17 protein-coding genes are annotated in these 17,463 nt (G+C 72.3%); 6 read left to right on the top strand and 11 right to left on the bottom strand.

Going from position 1 to position 17,463, the window contains the following annotated elements; genetic code table 11:
* Positions 1-48 precede the first annotated feature (48 nt).
* Together LWP59_RS04910 and LWP59_RS04905 are read left to right on the top strand one after the other, a co-directional pair.
* The gene (locus LWP59_RS04910) at positions 49-336 is read left to right on the top strand and encodes an MGMT family protein (protein WP_144645262.1); all 288 of its coding nucleotides are present in this window, start codon (positions 49-51) and stop codon (positions 334-336) included.
* Between the two features lie 43 nt (positions 337-379).
* A complete protein-coding gene (locus LWP59_RS04905) occupies positions 380-1,147 on the top strand; it encodes a siderophore-interacting protein (RefSeq protein ID WP_229858154.1) in 768 nt (255 codons plus the stop codon).
* 1 nt (position 1,148) lies between these two features.
* Here LWP59_RS04905 and LWP59_RS04900 read toward each other — a convergent pair whose 3' ends face one another.
* The gene (locus tag LWP59_RS04900; RefSeq protein ID WP_144645264.1) at positions 1,149-1,952 is read right to left on the bottom strand and encodes a uroporphyrinogen-III synthase; all 804 of its coding nucleotides are present in this window, start codon (positions 1,950-1,952) and stop codon (positions 1,149-1,151) included.
* A complete protein-coding gene (locus tag LWP59_RS04895; RefSeq protein WP_144645266.1) occupies positions 1,945-2,910 on the bottom strand; it encodes a helix-turn-helix transcriptional regulator in 966 nt (321 codons plus the stop codon). The genes LWP59_RS04900 and LWP59_RS04895 overlap by 8 nt, the downstream gene beginning before the upstream one ends.
* Positions 2,911-2,971: 61 nt before the next feature.
* On the opposite strand from LWP59_RS04895, the gene LWP59_RS04890 reads away from it, so the two are divergent.
* Complete coding sequence (locus LWP59_RS04890; protein ID WP_144645268.1) at positions 2,972-3,346, top strand: DUF3224 domain-containing protein; 375 nt, start codon at positions 2,972-2,974, stop codon at positions 3,344-3,346.
* Complete coding sequence (locus LWP59_RS04885) at positions 3,346-4,467, top strand: winged helix DNA-binding domain-containing protein (protein WP_144645270.1); 1,122 nt, start codon at positions 3,346-3,348, stop codon at positions 4,465-4,467. Before LWP59_RS04890 ends, LWP59_RS04885 begins: the two co-directional genes overlap by 1 nt.
* Before the next feature lie 43 nt (positions 4,468-4,510).
* Here LWP59_RS04885 and LWP59_RS04880 read toward each other — a convergent pair whose 3' ends face one another.
* A complete protein-coding gene (locus tag LWP59_RS04880) occupies positions 4,511-5,137 on the bottom strand; it encodes a GntR family transcriptional regulator (protein WP_373299831.1) in 627 nt (208 codons plus the stop codon).
* 112 nt (positions 5,138-5,249) lie between these two features.
* Here LWP59_RS04880 and LWP59_RS04875 point away from each other — a divergent pair, with 112 nt between their 5' ends.
* The gene (locus LWP59_RS04875) at positions 5,250-6,680 is read left to right on the top strand and encodes an NCS1 family nucleobase:cation symporter-1 (RefSeq protein WP_186383580.1); all 1,431 of its coding nucleotides are present in this window, start codon (positions 5,250-5,252) and stop codon (positions 6,678-6,680) included.
* The gene (locus LWP59_RS04870) at positions 6,677-7,393 is read left to right on the top strand and encodes an aspartate/glutamate racemase family protein (RefSeq protein WP_144644722.1); all 717 of its coding nucleotides are present in this window, start codon (positions 6,677-6,679) and stop codon (positions 7,391-7,393) included. The genes LWP59_RS04875 and LWP59_RS04870 overlap by 4 nt, the downstream gene beginning before the upstream one ends.
* Before the next feature lie 129 nt (positions 7,394-7,522).
* On the opposite strand, the gene LWP59_RS04865 is transcribed toward LWP59_RS04870, so the two are convergent.
* The 8 genes from LWP59_RS04865 to LWP59_RS04830 all read right to left on the bottom strand — a co-directional run bounded on the left by LWP59_RS04865 (position 7,523) and on the right by LWP59_RS04830 (position 17,456).
* On the bottom strand, positions 7,523-7,906 hold the full coding sequence (locus LWP59_RS04865) for a hypothetical protein (protein ID WP_144644720.1): 384 nt from the start codon (positions 7,904-7,906) through the stop codon (positions 7,523-7,525).
* A 65-nt stretch (positions 7,907-7,971) separates the two neighbouring features.
* Entirely contained in the window at positions 7,972-8,643 is a 672-nt protein-coding gene (locus tag LWP59_RS04860) for a sirohydrochlorin chelatase (RefSeq protein WP_144644717.1), read from the bottom strand.
* The gene (locus tag LWP59_RS04855) at positions 8,640-9,752 is read right to left on the bottom strand and encodes a uroporphyrinogen-III synthase (protein ID WP_144644714.1); all 1,113 of its coding nucleotides are present in this window, start codon (positions 9,750-9,752) and stop codon (positions 8,640-8,642) included. Before LWP59_RS04855 ends, LWP59_RS04860 begins: the two co-directional genes overlap by 4 nt.
* Positions 9,749-10,087 (bottom strand): nitrite reductase small subunit NirD, encoded by a 339-nt coding sequence (gene nirD, locus LWP59_RS04850; RefSeq protein WP_144644711.1) that lies wholly within the window; start codon positions 10,085-10,087, stop codon positions 9,749-9,751. Before nirD ends, LWP59_RS04855 begins: the two co-directional genes overlap by 4 nt.
* Positions 10,084-12,606, bottom strand: coding sequence for a nitrite reductase large subunit NirB (nirB, locus tag LWP59_RS04845; protein WP_144644708.1), 2,523 nt, complete (start codon positions 12,604-12,606; stop codon positions 10,084-10,086). The genes nirD and nirB overlap by 4 nt, the downstream gene beginning before the upstream one ends.
* Positions 12,607-12,630: 24 nt before the next feature.
* Positions 12,631-13,992, bottom strand: a complete 1,362-nt coding sequence (locus LWP59_RS04840) for a nitrate/nitrite transporter (protein ID WP_144644705.1) — start codon at positions 13,990-13,992, stop codon at positions 12,631-12,633.
* Positions 13,993-14,004: 12 nt separating this feature from the next.
* Positions 14,005-15,450, bottom strand: a complete 1,446-nt coding sequence (locus tag LWP59_RS04835; RefSeq protein WP_144644702.1) for an FAD-dependent oxidoreductase — start codon at positions 15,448-15,450, stop codon at positions 14,005-14,007.
* On the bottom strand, positions 15,447-17,456 hold the full coding sequence (locus tag LWP59_RS04830; RefSeq protein WP_229858185.1) for a molybdopterin oxidoreductase family protein: 2,010 nt from the start codon (positions 17,454-17,456) through the stop codon (positions 15,447-15,449). Before LWP59_RS04830 ends, LWP59_RS04835 begins: the two co-directional genes overlap by 4 nt.
* Positions 17,457-17,463 lie beyond the last annotated feature (7 nt).

The following is a 17,463-nucleotide window of genomic DNA, read 5'->3' as shown; positions in this document are numbered from 1 at the left end:
GGTCCGACAGAACGGTGAACCGGCACGCGGGAGGCGTAGTTTGGCCTCGTGGACGAGGAGCTGCACGAGCGGGTGCGCGACGTGATCGCATCGGTACCTGCCGGCAAAGTCGCCACCTACGGGGACATCGCGGGCGTCGCCGGCGCCCCGTCCCCCCGGATGATCGGCCGGATCCTGTCGGAGGACGGCCACGATCTGCCGTGGCACCGGATCCTGCGGGCCAACGGCACTCCGGCCCCGCATCTGGCGCACCGGCAGCTGGAGCTCCTGCGCGCGGAGGGCGTGCCGGCCGACGGGCAGAAGGTCGATCTGCGCAGGTACCGCTGGCGGGTGTGATCCGGGCTACCCTGGCCGCGCCCCAGAGTTTAGGTTAGCCTTCGTGGAGATCTCGGTGGCTCAGGTGCGGCAGGTACGCCGGCTCAGCCCGAACATGGCGCGGGTCTGCCTCGTCGGCGACGACCTGCGGCGGATGACCGCGACCTGCCCCGACGCCTACGTCAAGCTGTTCTTCCCGCTGCCCGGCCAGGACCGTCCGCGGCTGCCCGAGCTGACCGCCGGCTCCTGGTACCGCACTTATCTCGCACTGCCGGACGAAATCCGGCCGCCCATGCGCACCTACACCGTTCGCGCGCACCGCGGTGCGGAGGTGGACATCGACTTCGTCCTGCACGGCGACGCCGGGCCCGCCAGCCGCTGGGTGCTCGGCGCGCAGCCGGGCGACACCGTGGCGGTGCTGGGGCCGGGCGGGCTGCACATCGTGCCGCCGGGCACCGACTGGCAGCTGCTGATCGGCGACGAGACCGCGCTGCCCGCGATCGGCTCGATCCTCGAACGGCTCTCGCCCGGCGCGAAGGCCCACGCGTTCATCGAGGTCGACGGGCCCGCGGAGGAGCAGCGGTTTCCCACCCTCGGCGACATCCGGGTGCACTGGGTCCACCGCGGCTCCGCCCCGCACGGCGAGTCCGTGCTCAACGCCGTCCGGATGGCACGGCTGCCCGAGGGCACCCCGTACAGTTGGGTCTCGGGTGAGGCGGGCATGGTCAAGTCCGCCCGCCGGCACCTGGTGCGCGACCGCGGCTTCCCGAAGAGCGCGATCACCTTCACCGGCTACTGGCGCCTCGGCGCCACGCACGACCAGCTGAGCTGAGTCAGCCGCCCAGCTCGGCCACCAGGAGCTTGACCAGCGCGCCCAGCCGTTGCCGTTCCGGTTGCAGCGTCGGCACGCCGACGGCCGTGAGCGGCGCCGCCGTCACCGGCCCGACGCAGGCGCACACCACGTCACTCTTGAGGGCTCGCACCAGCTCGTCGTAGCTGCCGCGCCGGCGCGCGAGGCTCAGCAGGTTCGACGTCGCCGGGGCACTGGTGAACGCCAGCGCCTGCACCTGCCGGTCCAGCACGCCGTCGAGCAGGCGGTACGCCGGGGCGAGGTCGGCCGGCCACTCCCACCGGTACGGCTGCACCTCGATCAGCCGCGCGCCCGCGTCGGCGAGCGCCTGCGTCTCGGGCAGCGGCGAGCCGTGCAGCTGCACCGCGACCCGCTTGCCCTCGACCCCGGTGGCGAGCAGGTGCGCGAACAGCTCACGGTTGCTCTCCTCCGGCGCCGACCACGCCTCCGACAGGCCCCGGCCGCGCACGGCACCCTTGCCCTTCGGGCCGCGGGTGAAGATGCGCGCACGCCCGAGCGTCGCGAGCAGCCGGTCGGACAGACCCCAGCCGTCCGCCGCCTCCAGCCAGCCCCGGAAGCCGGCCCCGGTGGTCACGGCGAGCAGGTCGACGTCCTGGGCGAGCACGTCGTCCGTCGCGGCGCGCAGCCGCAGGTCGTCGGGCAGCGGCACGATGTGGATCGTCGGCGCGTGCCGCACGGTCGCGCCGTTGCGTTCCAGGGCGCCGATGAACTCGTCGGCGCGCCGCTCGGCGGTGACGCCGATGGTGACCCCGCGCAGATCACCCATAGCTCGCCCCCATCCTCGCGACCGCGGCGGCGACGTCGGCCCGCAGGTCGGCGGGTTCGAGCACCTGCAGCTCCGGCCCGAACCGCAGCAGCTCGCCGAGCGCCGGAGCCCCCGGCTCCACCGGCAACTCCACTCGCAACCACCCGTCCTCGTCCGGCTCGTCGCGGCACTCCCGCAGCGCCCGGGCACCGACCGCGCCCAGGTAGAACGGTACGAGGTCGCGACCCAGCCGCGACAGGCGCACCACCGCGACCCGCGGGTACAGCCTTCGCTCGAAACTCTCGGACCATTCGCGCCAGTACGCGGCGAGGTCGAAGTCGGCGGGCCGTTCGAACCGCTCCCCCAGCTCCGGCGTGCCGATGCGGGACACCCGGTAGGTCCGGTCGCCGCCGTCCGCGCGGGCGGCGAGGTACCAGTTGCCCGCCTTGAGGATCAGGCCCAGCGGCTCCAGCACCCGGTCGACCTCGCTGCGGTCCCAGCGGCGGTAGCGGGTGGTGATCCGGCGGCTCTCCCACACCGCGCGCGCGATGTCCGCCAGGTGCGGCAGGCTTTCGATGCCGCGGAACCAGCCGGGCACATCGAGGAAGAACCGCTGCGCGACCTGCCCCGCGCGGTCCCGCAGCTCCGCGGGCAAGGCCGCGTACAGCTTCAGCTGCGCCGCGGCGAGCACCGTGCCGAGCCCCAGCTCCGCGGCGGCGACCGGCAGCCCGGCGAGCGACAGCGACCGCGCCTCCTCCTCGGTCAGCCCGGTGAGCCTCGTGCGATAGCCGTCGACCAGCTGGTATCCACCCGCCCGGCCGCGGTCGGCGTACACCGGGACACCGGCGGCCGAGAGTGCCTCGATGTCCCGGTACACCGTCCGTACCGAGACCTCGAGCTCGGCCGCCAGCTCGTCGGCGGTCATCCGGCCGCGGTTCTGCAACAGCAGCAGCACCGACAGCAACCTGCTCGCGCGCATACGGCAATTGTCCCTCGAAAACCTGACAGGAGATGACAGGTATGGGCGGAAGGCTGTGCGCATGACCAACACGTTCACCATGAAGACCTGGGACGAAGCGATCGTCGACGGCCCCGAGCACGGTCCGCGCTTCGCCCACGCGCACTGCACGTTCGAGTACCAGGGGCTGATCGAGGGCAGCTCGGTGTGCGACTACCTGCTGTACTACCCGGGCGAGGGGCCGGCGCCGGGGTTCGAGCGGATCACCGGCAGCGTCGAGGGCCGGAAGGGCAGTTTCGTCGTCCGGCACGAGGTAGGTTATTCGGCTGACGGCGTCCGCGGCACGTTCACCGTCGTGGCGGGCTCCGGCACCGGCGAGCTGGCCGGACTCGGCGGTCACGGGACGATCGAGGGAGCGAGCGAGACGATGAACTACACCTTCGACCCCTCGTTCTGATGCTGGAAGTGGATCGCGAACAGGTCGTCGCCTACCGGATCGCGGCGCAGGGGCTGCACCGGAGCGAGCGCGACGCGGCGAAGCTCGCCGTGTTCGACCTGGGGCTGCAGAGCACGCAGCGGGACACCGCGGCGATCGCGCTGGCGGCCCGGCTGGACGGCGAGGTCACCGAAGAGTCCTTTGTGGACGACGACCGGTTCGTGCCGGCCTGGACGCACCGCGGGGCGCCGCACTTCCACCGGGCCGGCGAGCTGCCCGCGGTCACGCGGGCGCTCGTCCCGCTCGGCGAGCCGGACGCGATGGCCAGGATGGGCTGGCAGCGGCGGCAGGTCGAGGCGGCGGGGATGACCGCGACGGACGCGTTGTTCGCGGCGGCCCGCGCGATCCGGCAGGTGGTCGACCGGCCGATGACCAAGGGCGCGGTGAGCACGGAGATCACGAAGATCGTGCCGCCGGGGTTGTCCTACTGGTGCCGCGGCTGCCAGGCCACGCACGTCCTGGAGCAGGTCATGCGCCTGGCCGCGATCCACGGCGGCGCACGTCTGGAGGCCGGCGCGTTCCCCGCGACGCTGGCTCCCGTCGCCGGGCGCCCGCGCCTGCGGACGACGCCCGACGCCAAGGCCGCCACGGCGGTGGTCGCGAACTACCTGCACCTGCACGGCCCGGCGACGCCGACCGAGGCGGCGGGCTTCGTCGGCACCACGGCGAAGGCGGTGCAGGAGATGTGGCCGTCGGAGCCGGCGGAGGTCCGGTTCGAGGGCCGCAAGCGCTTCATCCCGGCGGCCGATGTGGACCTGCTGTCGAACCCGCCGGAGCCGGACCTGGTGCGGTTGTTGCCACCATGGGACCCGTACCTGCAGGCACGCGACCGGGCGACGCTCGTGCCGGAGAAGGCGCGGCAGAAGGAGGTCTGGAAGATCCTCGGCAACCCGGGCGTGGTGCTCGCCGGGGGCGAGGTGGCCGGGACCTGGCGCACGAAGGGCACCGGCCGCAAGCGGCTGGACTTCACGTTCACGCTGCTGGACCCGCTGCCCGCCGCCGCCCGCAAGGCGGCGGAGGCCGAAGCGGAGCGAGTGGCGAAAGTGAGGGGATTCGGGGATCTGCGGGTGGTGTGGGGGTAGGGGTCATTTCGCCGCGGGGCCGGGGGCTGGGCAACACCCCCGGTCACTCCGGAAACAGCAGTGCGAGCGTCACCGCCCGGTTGACCCGCACGTGCTCGAGCGCGCACGCCTTCGCCTGGTCCGGGTCACCCGTGGCGATGGCCTCGTAGAGACGGCGGTGTTCGGCCAGCAGGTCTTCCCAGTGCTCGTTCTGCCCGGTCAGCCAGGCCAACCGGCCCCCGAGTGGCTGCATCAGGGTCGACACCAGGCGATGCCCGGCCACCGCCAGGATCTCGTTGTGGAACCGGTTGTTCGCCGCCGCGATGCGCGGGCCCTGGCCGCTCTCGGTCGCCCGCCCGGCGTCCCGCAGGCACTCCGCCAGCCGGGCCAGCCCCGCCTCCCCGGCGCGCTCGGCGGCCAGCCCGCACGCCAGCACCTCCAGCGCCTCCCGCACGTCGAACAGCTCCTCGACGTCCGCCCTGGACAGTTGGCGCACCACGACCCGGCGCGGCGACGGGGTTTCCAGGAACCCCTCCGACTCCAGCGCGCGGATCGCCTCGCGCACCGGCAGCCTCGACACCCCCAGGTCCTCGGCCAGGTCACGCTCGACGAGTCGCTCCCCCGGCTTCAGCCTGCCGGTGACGATCCGCTCGCGCAGTTCGTCCACCACCCGCTGCCGTACCGCAGCCAAGGGCTTCTGGCTTAACACGAACGCAACCCGCCTCTCTCTTGACGTACGGACGTCAGTGTACGACCTTTGGGATACCAAAGTTTGGTATCCCAAACCTCCGGGAGGCGTCATCGTGACCGCCGTCGAGACCACGGCCGGAACCGAGCCCAGCACCGGTTCCCGCCTGTACAACGAAGATCTGGCACCCGCGAAAGAACGCAAGTGGAAGGTGTACGACATCTTCGCGCTCTGGATGTCGGACGTGCACAACCTCGGCAACTACACCTTCGCGGCCGGCCTGTTCGTGCTCGGGCTCTCCGCGTGGCAGGTGTTCAGCGCGCTGCTGTTCGGGTTCGTGATCATCTACGTCGGGATGAACCTGATGGGCCGGATCGGCCAGCGGACCGGGGTGCCGTTCCCGGTGGTCGCGCGGCTCAGCTTCGGCACCGCGGGCGCCAACCTGCCCGCACTCATCCGGGCCGTCATCGCGATCTTCTGGTACGGCATCCAGACCTACCTCGCGTCGGTCGCGATCACCGTCCTCGTGCTCGCCATCGACCCCGGGATGAAGTCCTGGACCGAGCACGGTTTCCTCGGCCTGCACGCGCTGGGCTGGATCTGCTTCGTGGCGCTGTGGGCGGTCCAGGCCCTCATCCTCACCCGCGGGATGGAGTCGGTGCGGAAGTTCCAGGACTGGTGCGGGCCCGCGATCTGGCTCGTGATGATCGCGCTCGCGGTGTGGATCCTCGCGGCCGGGCACTGGAGCATCTCGTTCACCGAAAGCCCGAAAGCGCTTTCCAGCGACGAGCAGTTCCGCCAGTGGTTCGGCGCCGCGGGCCTGATCCTCGCCACCTACGGCACGCTGATGCTCAACTTCTGCGACTTCTCCCGGTTCACCCCCGACCAGAAGACGGTGCGGCGCGGCAACTTCTGGGGCCTGCCGATCAACTCGACCGCCTTCGCGCTGCTGTCGGTGATCGTCACCGCGGGCAGCCTGAAGGTGTTCGGCGAGGCGATCACGGACCCGGCGGACCTGCTGGCGAAGGTGCACAACACACCGGTGCTGATCGTCGGCGCGCTGACCTTCGCGGTCGCGACGATGGGCGTGAACATCGTCGCGAACTTCGTCTCCCCCGCCTACGACCTTGCCAACATCTGGCCGAAGCGGATCAACTTCAAGACCGGCGGCCTGATCAGCGCGGTGTTCGCACTGTGCGTGATGCCGTGGAAGCTCTACTCCTCGCCCGCGGTCGTGAACTACTTCCTCGGCGGGCTGGGCGCGTTCCTCGGGCCGCTGTTCGGGATCATGATCGTCGACTACTACCTGCTCAAACGCGGCAAGGTGGCCCTCGCCGCCCTCTTCGACCCCGCGCCGGGCTCGCCCTACCACTACCGCCGCGGCGTCAACCCGCGGGCGATCGGGGTGTTCGTGCCGACCGCCGTGCTGACCGCGGTGATCGCGCTGGTCCCGGTGTTCGGGCCGGCCGCGCCCTACTCGTGGTTCATCGGCACCGCGGTGTCCGCGTGCGCGTACTACGCCGTCGGCAAGAGGCAGCTCGCGTGAAGATCCTGGTCACGAACTGCAACACCACCGAGGCCATGACGAAGGAGATCGAGGCCGGGGCCCGCGCGGCGGCCGGCCCCGGCACCGAGATCCTCGCCCGGACCCCGTCGTGGGGACCGGAGTCCGCCGAGGGCTGGCTGGACAGCTTCCTCTCCGCCGCCGCGGTGCTGGACCTGTTGCGCACCACGGAGGAGGAGTTCGACGCGGTCGTGCTCGCCGGGTTCGGTGAGCACGGTCGCGAAGGCGCCCGTGAGCTGCTCGATGTCCCCGTCGTCGACATCACCGAGGCGGCCGCGCACCTGGCCTGCCTGCTGGGCAGGCGCTACGGCGTCGTGACCACATTGGACAGAACCTGCGGGCTCATCGAGGACAGCCTGCACGCGGCGGGCGTCGGCGAGCACTGCGTGGACGTGGTCGGCTCAGGGCTCGGCGTCCTGGATCTTGCCGACGAGCTGCGGACGGCCTCGGCGCTGGTGACCGCGGCCCGACGGGTGCGGGACCGCGGCGCGGAGGTGCTGGTGCTCGGCTGCGCGGGGATGACGGGCCTGGACCGGCGGATCAGCGCCGAGCTGGGCATCCCGGTCATCGACGGGGTGGCCGCCGCGGTGCGGCTGGCGGAGTCGCTGGTCTCGCTGGGACTGCGGACGAGCCGGGTGGCCTACCCCAGACCGCTGCCGAAGTCGCGCCGGTGGGGTCCGTCCACAACGGACTGACCGCCCGGGCCCGAGCGGCTCGAGCGGTCAGCCTCCGATGGATGGGCTCAGAAAGGGCCTCCGGGCCCACCGAAGTCGCAGGGAACGGATCAGGTGCTGGAGCCGGATTGGCTCTGCCCGCTGCCGCCCTCACGCGGGAAGCCGCCTCTGCCGCCGCCGGGGCCGTAACCCCCGTAACCCCCGAAACCCGCCGTAACCGCCCGAACCGGGCGTGAACTGGCCGGTACCCGGGCCGGTCTGCGAGCTCGAACCGGTCGAGTGCCCGACGATGAACCCGACACTTCCGCCGACGACGAGCGCGACGACCGCGAGCAGGCTCGCGAGCCCGACGCTCAGCTGACGGGACTTCGCCGGGGTGGCAGGTGGGGCGGGCCGCGCCGTGGGGGGTGCGGTCGCCGTGGCCGCCCCACCCTGCCCGGTCGCGCCGGACTCGGCGGACCTGCCGGGGGTCACGAAGCTGTCCGTCGGGGCCTGGGCCGCACGCGGGTCGTGCTGGGCGGGATCGAACGTCATGGGTTCGACCTTCGTCGCAAAGGCTGGGAAGCCGGTGTGGAGAACCTGCGAGAAAGCTGTGAACCTCAGGCGGCGACGAGTCGCCGGGCCGCTTGCCGGTAGCGGCGCAGCACCAGGTCCACCACGCCGGGATGCGCGCCCAGCGGTTCGGCGACCACCTCGGCGCCGGCGGCGACCAGGCGGCGCTGGAACAGGCCCGGCGCGAGCAGCCACGACGCGATCGCGACCCGGCGGCCCCGCACGGACTGAACCGCCTCGGCCACGGAAGGCGTCGCGGTGGCGGCGTAGCCCACCCGGACCGGGAGGTCCAGCGCCGTGGCCAGTGCGTCGGCCGCCGCGCGAACTTCGGCGAGCGCACGCGGGTCGCTCGAGCCCGCTGCCGCGAGGACGACCGCGTCCCCACGGCGGTAACCGGCCGCGCCGAGCCGGTCGCACATCGCGTCGATCAGTTCCGGCGCCGGGCCGAATGCGTCGGTGAGCACGGCGTCCTGGTGCCCGCTCGCCTCGATCTGCGCCGGGACGTCGGTGCGCACGTGGTAACCCGCCGCGAGGAAGGCCGGGACCACCACGGCCGGGCCACGCACCGAACGCAGCACGGAGGTCACGTCGGGCCGGCGCACGTCGGCGTAGGCAACGCGGACCGGCACCCCGGCCGCGGCCTGCACGCGCGCGGCCAGTTCAGCGCTCACCTTCGGGCCGGCGGGATCGCGGGTGCCGTGCGCGACGAGCACGATCATCGGTCCACCGCCAGCCGGTACCCGCGCTTGACCACCGTCTGCACCAGCTTCCCCTCGCCGAGCGACGTCCGCAGCCGTCCGATCGCCGTCTCCACCGCGTGCTCCTCGCCCCCGCTCGGCAACGCGGCCGTCAGCTCCCGGCGGGACACCACCCGCCCGGGTTCGCGCGCCAGCGCCCGCAGCACCGCCATCGGCGCGGGCGCGACCTCGCACAGCTGACCGTCCACAATGGCCGCCTGTCCGCGCAGCTCGATCTGCCGCCCCGCCGCGCACAACCGCGGGGAACGCTCCATCAGCGACTGCGCGACCGTCCGGGCCAGCGCCCCGATCCGCGCCCGCTCAGGCTGCACCGTGGGAACGCCGAGCGCGGCCAGCGGGGCCGCGGTGATCGGGCCGACGCACGCCACCAGTACCCGGTGGGTCAGCGCGTTGACCAGCGGCGCGTGCCTGCTCGTGCGCTTGGCCATCGCGAGCATGCTCGCCGCCGCGGGCGCGCTGGTGAACGGCATCGCGTCGATCGCCCCGTCGAGCACGGCGTCCAGCAGCCGGTCGAGCGGCCCGGGATCGGCGGGGCCGACCCACCGGTACACCGGCACCTCGATCACCTCCGCGCCCGCCGCGCGCAGCGAGTCGACGAAGTACGGCAGCGGCTCGCCGTGCAGCTGCACCGCGACCCGCTGCCCGGCCACCCCGGAGTCCAGCAGGTGCTGCAACAGCTCCGCGTTGCTCTCCGACACCGGCGAGTACTGCTCCTGCAGCCCGGCCGCCCGGATCGCGCCGCGGGCCTTGGGACCGCGGGCCAGCAGCGTCGCCTTGCCGAGCCGGTCGAGCAGCTCCTCGCCCAGTCCCCAGCCCTCCGCCGCCTCGATCCAGCCCCGGAAGCCGATGCCGGTGGTCGCCACGACCACGTCGACCGGCTCGTCGAGCAGACCCGTGGTGGCGGCGTGCAGCTCGGTGTCGTCGGCCAGCGGGACGATCCGGATCGCGGGCCCGTACCGGACCGTGGCGCCCTTGCGCACCAGCAGCGCGCCGAGCTCGTCGGCGCGCCGGGCGGCGGTGATGCCGATCGCGTACCCGGCGAGGGTCGGGACGGGCGGCGAAGTGGTCATGGCGTGACGTGCACCATGCCGTCCACGACGTGCACCGGGTAGCTGCGGATCACGACGGACTCGTCGTCGAGACACACCCCGGTGCGCAGGTCGAACCGCTGCTTGAGCAACGGCGAGGCGACGAACGGCACCCCGCCCGTCTCCCCGACCAGACCCCGCGAGAGCACCGCCGCCCGCGCGAAGGGGTCTATGTTGGACAGTCCGTACAGCTCGCCGCCTTCGGTCCGGAAGATCGCCACCTGCCTGCCGTCGGGCAGCAGCGCGGCGACCCCGCGCCCCGGGAGCAGCAGCCCGGCCTCGCACACGGCGACGGTTCGCGTGTCCACCGCGGTCATCGGGACACCACCTCCGGAACACCCAGCAGGACAGGCACTTTCTGCTCCCGCTCGGTGCTGAACGAGATCGTCGGGTCCGGCGTGCCGGGCGCGTTCACGAAGGAGGTGAACCGGGCCAGCTTCTCCGGGTCCTCCAGCACGCCGCGCCACTCGTCGGCGTAGTTCTGCACGTGCTTGGCCATCGCCGCGTCGAGCTCGTCGCAGATGCCCAGCTTGTCCTCCACGATCACCTCGCGCAGGTGATCCAGGCCGCCGTCGAGCTCCTCGATCCAGGGCGCGGTGCGCTGCAGCCGGTCCGCGGTGCGCACGTAGAACATCAGGAACCGGTCGATGTACCGGATGAGCGATTCGGAGTCCACATCGGACACGAGCAGCTCCGCGTGCCTCGGGAGGGTGCCGCCGTTGCCGCCGACGTAGAGGTTCCAGCCCTTCTCGGTCGCGATGACGCCGAAGTCCTTGCTCCGCGCCTCCGCGCATTCGCGGGCACAACCGGACACCCCGGACTTGAGCTTGTGCGGCGAGCGCAGGCCGCGGTAGCGCAGCTCCAGCTCGACCGCCATCGCGACGCTGTCCTGCACGCCGTAGCGGCACCAGGTCGAGCCGACGCAGGACTTCACCGTCCGCAGCGCCTTGCCGTACGCGTGCCCGGACTCGAAGCCCGCGTCCACCAGCCGCTTCCAGATGTGCGGCAGCTGGTCAACCGTGGCGCCGAACATGTCGAGCCGCTGTGCGCCGGTGATCTTCGTGTACAACCCGAACTCGGCGGCCACCTCCGCGATCACCTTCAGCTTCGCCGGGGTGATCTCGCCGCCCGGCACCCGCGGCACCACCGAGTAGGTGCCGTTGCGCTGCATGTTGGCGAGGAAGTGGTCGTTGGTGTCCTGCAGGCTCGCCTGCTCGCCGTCGAGGACGTGCCCGCCGCCGCCCTCGGTGGTGCCGATGGTCGCGAGGATCGAGGCGACCGCGGGTTTGCACAGGGCGCAGCCGGCCCCGGTGCCGTGCTTGGCGATCAGCTCGCCGAACGTGGTGATCCGGGTGGCCTTGATGATCTCGAACAGCTCCCGGCGCGAGTGCGTGAAGTGCTCGCACACGGCCTTCGACTGTTCCACGCCACAGGAGCCGAGCAGCTTCGACAGCATCGGCACGCACGAACCGCACGTGGTGCCCGCCCTGGTGCAGCCCTTGATCGACGCGACGCTGTCGCAGCCGTCCGACCGGATCGCGCCGGTGATCATGCCCTTGGTGACCGCGTTGCACGAGCAGATCTGCGCCTCGTCGGGAAGCGCTTCCACGCCCACCGTGCCCGAGGCGCCCTCCGGCGCGAGCATCGCCGCCGGGTCGGCGGGCAACGGGCTGCCGACGAGCGGCCGGAGCAGGTTGTAGGCGCTCGCGTCCCCGACGAGGATGCCGCCCAGCAGCGTGCGCGGCTCGTCGCCGGAGACCACGAGCTTCTTGTAGTAGCCCGAAACCGAGTCGGCGAGCACGACCTCCAGCGCACCTTCGGTGGCGGCGTGGGCGTCGCCGAAGCTCGCCACGTCCACGCCCATCAGCTTCAGCTTCGTCGACAGGTCGGCGCCGGGGAACTCGCCCTCGCCGCCCAGCAGCTGCGCTGCGACGATCTCGGCCATCGTGTAGCCGGGCGCGACGAGCCCGTAGCACCGGCCCTCGACCGCCGCGCACTCCCCGATCGCCCACACCGCGGGATCACTGGTCCGGCAGGAGAGGTCGACGAGCACGCCGCCGCGCTCGCCCACGTCGAGCCCGGCCTCGCGGGCCAGCTCGTCGCGCGGGCGCACGCCTGCGGAGAACACGATGAGGTCCAGGTCCAGCTCGGTGCCGTTGGTGAGCTTGGCGCACAGCCGGTCGCCGTCCCGCTCGATCCGCTCCGCCGAGGTTCCCGTGTGGACGGTCAGGTCCAGCTCGGTGACCAGCCTGCGCAGCAGGCTGCCGCCACCGTCGTCGACCTGCAGGGGCATCAGCCGCGGCGCCATCTCCACCACGTGCGGCGAAAGGCCCATGTCCCGCAACGCCTTCGCCGCCTCCAGCCCGAGCAGACCGCCGCCGACGACCATCGCCGCCGCGCGGCCCCGCTTGCGCTCCTTCGCGCTCTCGACCGCGGCACGGATCGCGTCGAGGTCGTCGATCGTCCGGTAGACGAAGCAACCGGGCAGCTCGCGACCGGGCACCGGCGGCACGAACGGCCGCGAACCGGTCGCCAGGACGAGCGCGTCGTAGGACTGCGCCGACCCGCTCGCGGTGACCACCGTGCGCGCGGCGCGGTCGAGCTTCACCACGGGGTCGCCCAGGCGCAGCTCGACCTCGGTGTGCTCGCCGAGGTCGAGCGCCTGCGCATCCCAGCCGTCCACATAGGACGTGAGCGCGACCCGGTCGTACGCCGGGCGCGGCTCCTCGGCGAGCACGACCACCCGCCAGGCACCCTCGGTGTCCCCGGCGCGGACGGCCTCCACCAGCCGGTGCCCCACCATGCCGTGCCCGGCGACGACCAGCGTTCGCGTCATCTCTTCGTTCCTCCTAGCGGTTTCTCAGACTCCGGAGCCGGCCAGCGCGAGCTTCTTCTCGCCGACCTCGGATCCACGCAGGTAGACCGCCCAGGTCACCACGAAGCACAGGCCGTAGAACACGAGGAACCCGACGAAGGCGGGCACCCCGCTGCCCGCGGTCATGAACGACTGCCGGAAGGCCAGGTTGATGAACAGCCCGCCCAGCGCGCCGATCGCGCCGGCCAACCCGATCAGCGCGCCCGAGAACTTGCGCGCCTTCAGCAGTTCGAGCGTCTCGTCGGCGCCGGCCGCGATCGCCGCCTTCGCCTTGGCCCGGTAGATCGCCGGGATCATCTTGTACGTCGAGCCGTTGCCGATCCCGGTGACCACGAACAACACGATGAACGCGGTGGTGAACAACGCGAGCGAGTTCGCGTTCGACGCGATGATCAGCAGGACGGTCATCACCGCCATGCCGACGAAGTTCCAGAACGTGATCCGGCCGCCGCCGATCCGGTCGGACAGCCAGCCGCCCACCGGGCGCGCGAGCGAACCGAGCAGCGGGCCGAGGAACGTCACCGCCGCGGCCTGCAGCGGCGTGCGGCCGAACTGGTTCTGCAGCACGAGGCCGAAGGCGAAGCTGTAGCCGATGAACGAGCCGAACGTGCCGATGTAGAGGAACGACATCACCCAGGCGTGCCGGTCCTTGACGACCTCGCGCATGCCCTTGCCGTCGTTGCGCACGGACGCGATGTTGTCCATGAACAGGTACGCGCACAGCGCCGCGATGATGATCAGCGGCAGGTAGACGAACAACACGATCCGCGGTGCGCTGCTGCCGGCCGTGGCGATCACGAGGAGCCCGACCAGCTGGATCACCGCGACACCCAGGTTGCCGCCGCCCGCGTTCAGCCCGAGTGCCATCCCCTTGGCCTTCTCCGGGAAGAACGCGTTGATGTTGGTCATCGAGGACGCGAAGTTCCCGCCGCCGAAACCGCCGAGCGCGGCACACAGCAGGAAGGCCCAGAGCGGCGTGCCCGGCTCCATCACGATCGCCGCGGCGATCGTGGGCACGAGCAGCAGCAGGGCCGAGATGATCGTCCAGTTGCGACCGCCGAACTTCGCCACGGCGAAGGTGTAGGGCAGCCGGGCGATCGCGCCGAGGAGCGTCGGGGTCGAGGTCAGCAGGAACTTGTCCCCCGCGGACAGGCCGTACTTCGGGCCCATGAACAGCACCATCACCGACCACAGGGACCAGATGGAGAACCCGACGTGCTCGGAGAAGATGGAGAACCACAGGTTGCGGTTGGCGACCTTCCGGCCGGTGGCCGCCCAGAAGGTGTCGTCCTCGGGAGTCCAGTGCTCGATCCACCGGCGGCCCCGGTGGGAGGTCATCGTCGTCATTCGCTGCTCCTGTCAGGAAGTGGTCGCCAGCCAGTCGGTGATGCCGCACACCGCGTCCCGGCAGCTGCCGCAGCCGGTGGTCGCCCTGGTCGCCGACGCGAGCTCGGCCACCCCGGTCGCACCCGCCCGGAAGGCCTCGACGAGCCGGCCCTTGGTGACCGAGTTGCAGCGGCAGACGACGGCGGACGCGGGCAGGTCGGCAGGCCCCGCGGCGGCGGATGCGCCGGAGGGCAGTGCGCGGCCGAGCAGGACGGCGAGGCGGTCGTCGGGGACCGGCACGCCGCGGTCGTAGAGCTGGGTGATGGTGGCGGCCGCGTCGGGTGCGCCGAGGAGGATCGCTCCGGTGACGCGGTCTTCGCGGATCACGAGTTTCGTGTAGCGGCCGCCGGTCGGATCGGTCAGGGACAGGACCTCGGCGTCCGGGTCGTGCACGTCGGTGTGCGCCTCGCCGAGCGCGGTGAGGTCGATGCCGCGCGCCTTGAGCTTGGTGACGACCCGGGTGCCGCGGTAACGCGCGGACACCCGGGTGCCGGTGAGCAGGTCGGCGAGGACGGCCGCCTGCTGCCACGCGGGTTCGACCAGCCCGGACACGGTGCCGGGATGCTGGGCGCAGTCCCCGATCGCGCAGATCCGCCCGTCGCTGGTGCGCAGCGTGTCGTCCACGACGACACCGCGGTCGACGGTCAGCCCGGCGCGCCGGGCCAGTTCGGTCTCCGCGCGGACTCCCGCGGACACCACGACGAGATCGGCGGCGACCTTGCTGCCGTCGTCGAGCTTGAGGCCGCTTCCGGGCAGGTAGCGAGCCGCGCTCGCGTTCAGCCGGAAGTCGATGCCGTGTGTGCCGAGCAGGCGGGCCAGCACCTGGCCGCCGCCGGCGTCGAGCTGGCGTTCCATCACGTGCCCGGCCGGATGCACGACCGTCACGAGGTTTCCGCGCCCGGCCAGCCCGCGCGCGGCCTCCAGACCGAGCAGGCCACCGCCGAGCACCGCGACCGGCGCTCCGGCGCGCGCCGTGCCGAGGATGCGCTCGCAGTCCTCGAGCGTGCGGAAGGTGACCACGCCGGGTGCCAGGGTGCCGTCGTCGCGGGTCAGGCCCTCGACCGGCGGCAGCCACGGCTTGCTGCCGGTGGCGAGCACGAGCGCGTCATAGTCCACAGTGGACCCGTCGTCGAGGGTGACGACACGGCGTTCCCGGTCGATGCCGGTCGCGCCGACACCCGTGCGCAGGTCGACCTGGTGCGCCGCGGCCCAGCCGGGTTCGTGCAGCCGCACCAGCTCCGGCCGCATCGTTCCGGCGACCACGGCGGACAGCAGCACCCGGTTGTAGGCGTGCTGCGGCTCCTCGCCGATGACCGTCAGTGCGACGTCGCTGCCCTCGGGGTCGCGACGGCGTATCTCGTCCGCCAGCCGCGCGCCCGCCATGCCGTACCCGAGCACGACCACCTTGCGCGCGCTCATGATCCGGCCGCCTTGCCGAGCGCGACGGCGCAGACCTTGAACTCGGGCATCCGGCTCGACGGGTCCAGTGCGGGATTGGTCAGCAGGTTCGCGCGCTGTGCGCCCGCGAAGTGGAAGGGCAGGAAGATCAGGTCCGGCCGCATCGACGACACACACCGCACCCGCGCGGTCATCTCCCCGCGGCGCGACGCGACCCGCGCCCACTCGCCCCCGCTGACACCGCACCGGGCGGCGGTGTCGGGATGCACCTCGACGTAGGCCTCCGGCACGACGTCGTTCAGTTCGGCGACCAGCCGGGTCTGCGCGCCGGACTGGTAGTGCTGCAGCACCCGGCCGGTGGTCAGCTGCAGGGGGAACTCCTCGTCGGTCGGCTCCGCGGGGCCGCGGTGCTCGACGGGAGCGAACCGCGCGCGGCCGTCCGCGTGCGCGAACCGGTCGAGGAACATCCGCGGCGTGCCCTCGTGCCCGGGCTCCGGCACGGGCCAGTACAACGCCTCCCCCGCGCGCAGACGGTCGTAGGTGATGCCGGAGTAGTCGGCGAGGCCGCCCCTCGAAGCCTCGCGCAGCTCGGTGAACACGGCCTCGGCGTCGACCGGGAACCGGCCCACGGGCTGGCCGAGGCGACTCGCGAGTCCATTGAGGACCTGCAGGTCGGTGCGCACTCCCGGCGGCGGGGTCAACGCACGCTGCCGGAGCAGGACGCGGCCTTCGAGGTTCGTCATCGTGCCGCTCTCCTCCGCCCACTGCGTCACCGGCAGCACGACGTCGGCGAGCGCGGCGGTCTCGGACAGCACGAGGTCGGCGACCACCAGGAAGTCCAGCGCGGACAGCCGATCCGCCACGTGCGCCGACCTCGGCGCGGAGACGACCACGTTGCTGCCGAACACCATCAGCGCCTTGGGGCCGGCTTCGGTGCCGAGCGCGTCGAGCAGCTCGTACGCCGACCGGCCAGGACCGGGCAGCGACTCCGCCGGCACACCCCACACGCCCGCGACGTGCTCGCGCGCGGCGGGGTCGTCGATCTTGCGGTAGCCCGGCAGCTGGTCGGCCTTCTGGCCGTGCTCACGCCCGCCCTGGCCGTTGCCCTGCCCGGTCAGGCAGCCGTAGCCGGAGCCCGCGCGGCCCGGAAGTCCCAGCGCCAGCGCGAGGTTGATCCACCCGCTGACGGTGTCGGAGCCGCTCGCGTGCTGTTCGGTGCCGCGGGCGGTGAGGATGTAGGCGTTGCGCGCCTTCGCGAGGCGTTCGGCGGTACGGCGCTGGTCGGCGGCCGCGACCCCCGTCACCCGCTCGACCCGTTCGGGCCACCAGCGGGCGACGATCCGCCACACCGCGTCGAAACCGTGGGTTCGCTCGTCCACATAGGACCATTTGACGAGACCGTCGGCGACGACCGCGTGCAGGATGCCCGATGCCAGGGCGAGATCGGTGCCCGGCGCCGGAGCCAGGTGCAGGTTCGCCTGCTCGGCGGTCGGCGTCCGGCGCGGGTCCACCACGACGAGGCCGCCCTGGTCCGCGACCGGTCGCAGGTGCTGCATGAACGGCGGCATCGTCTCGGCCGGGTTGGCGCCGACGAGCAGCACCGCGTCGGCCCCGGCGAGGTCGGTGAGCGGGAACGGCAGGCCGCGGTCGAGCCCGAACGCCTTGTTCCCGGCGGCCGCCGCCGAGGACATGCAGAACCGGCCGTTGTAGTCGATCTGCGAGGTGCCGAGCGCCACCCGGGCGAACTTGCCGAGCAGGTAGGACTTCTCGTTGGTCAGCCCGCCGCCGCCGAACAGCGCGACGGCGTCCTTTCCGTGCTGTGCCTGGGTTTCGGTGAGCCGCCAGGCGATCAGGTCGAGCGCGTCGTCCCAGCTGGACGGCACCAGCTCGCCGTCGACGCGGACGAGCGGCGAGGTCAGCCTGGCGGGCGAGGTCAGCAGCGAGCCTGCCGTCCAGCCCTTCTGGCACAGGCCACCGCCGTTGGCGGGGAACTCGCGCGGCGCGACCGTGGTGCCGGACACGGTCATCCCGCAC

This window comes from Amycolatopsis acidiphila (genome assembly GCF_021391495.1).
Taxonomy (GTDB): domain Bacteria; phylum Actinomycetota; class Actinomycetes; order Mycobacteriales; family Pseudonocardiaceae; genus Amycolatopsis_E; species Amycolatopsis_E acidiphila.
Note: the sequence above shows the minus strand (reverse complement) of the source record. Positions and strands in the feature narration are given on the sequence as shown.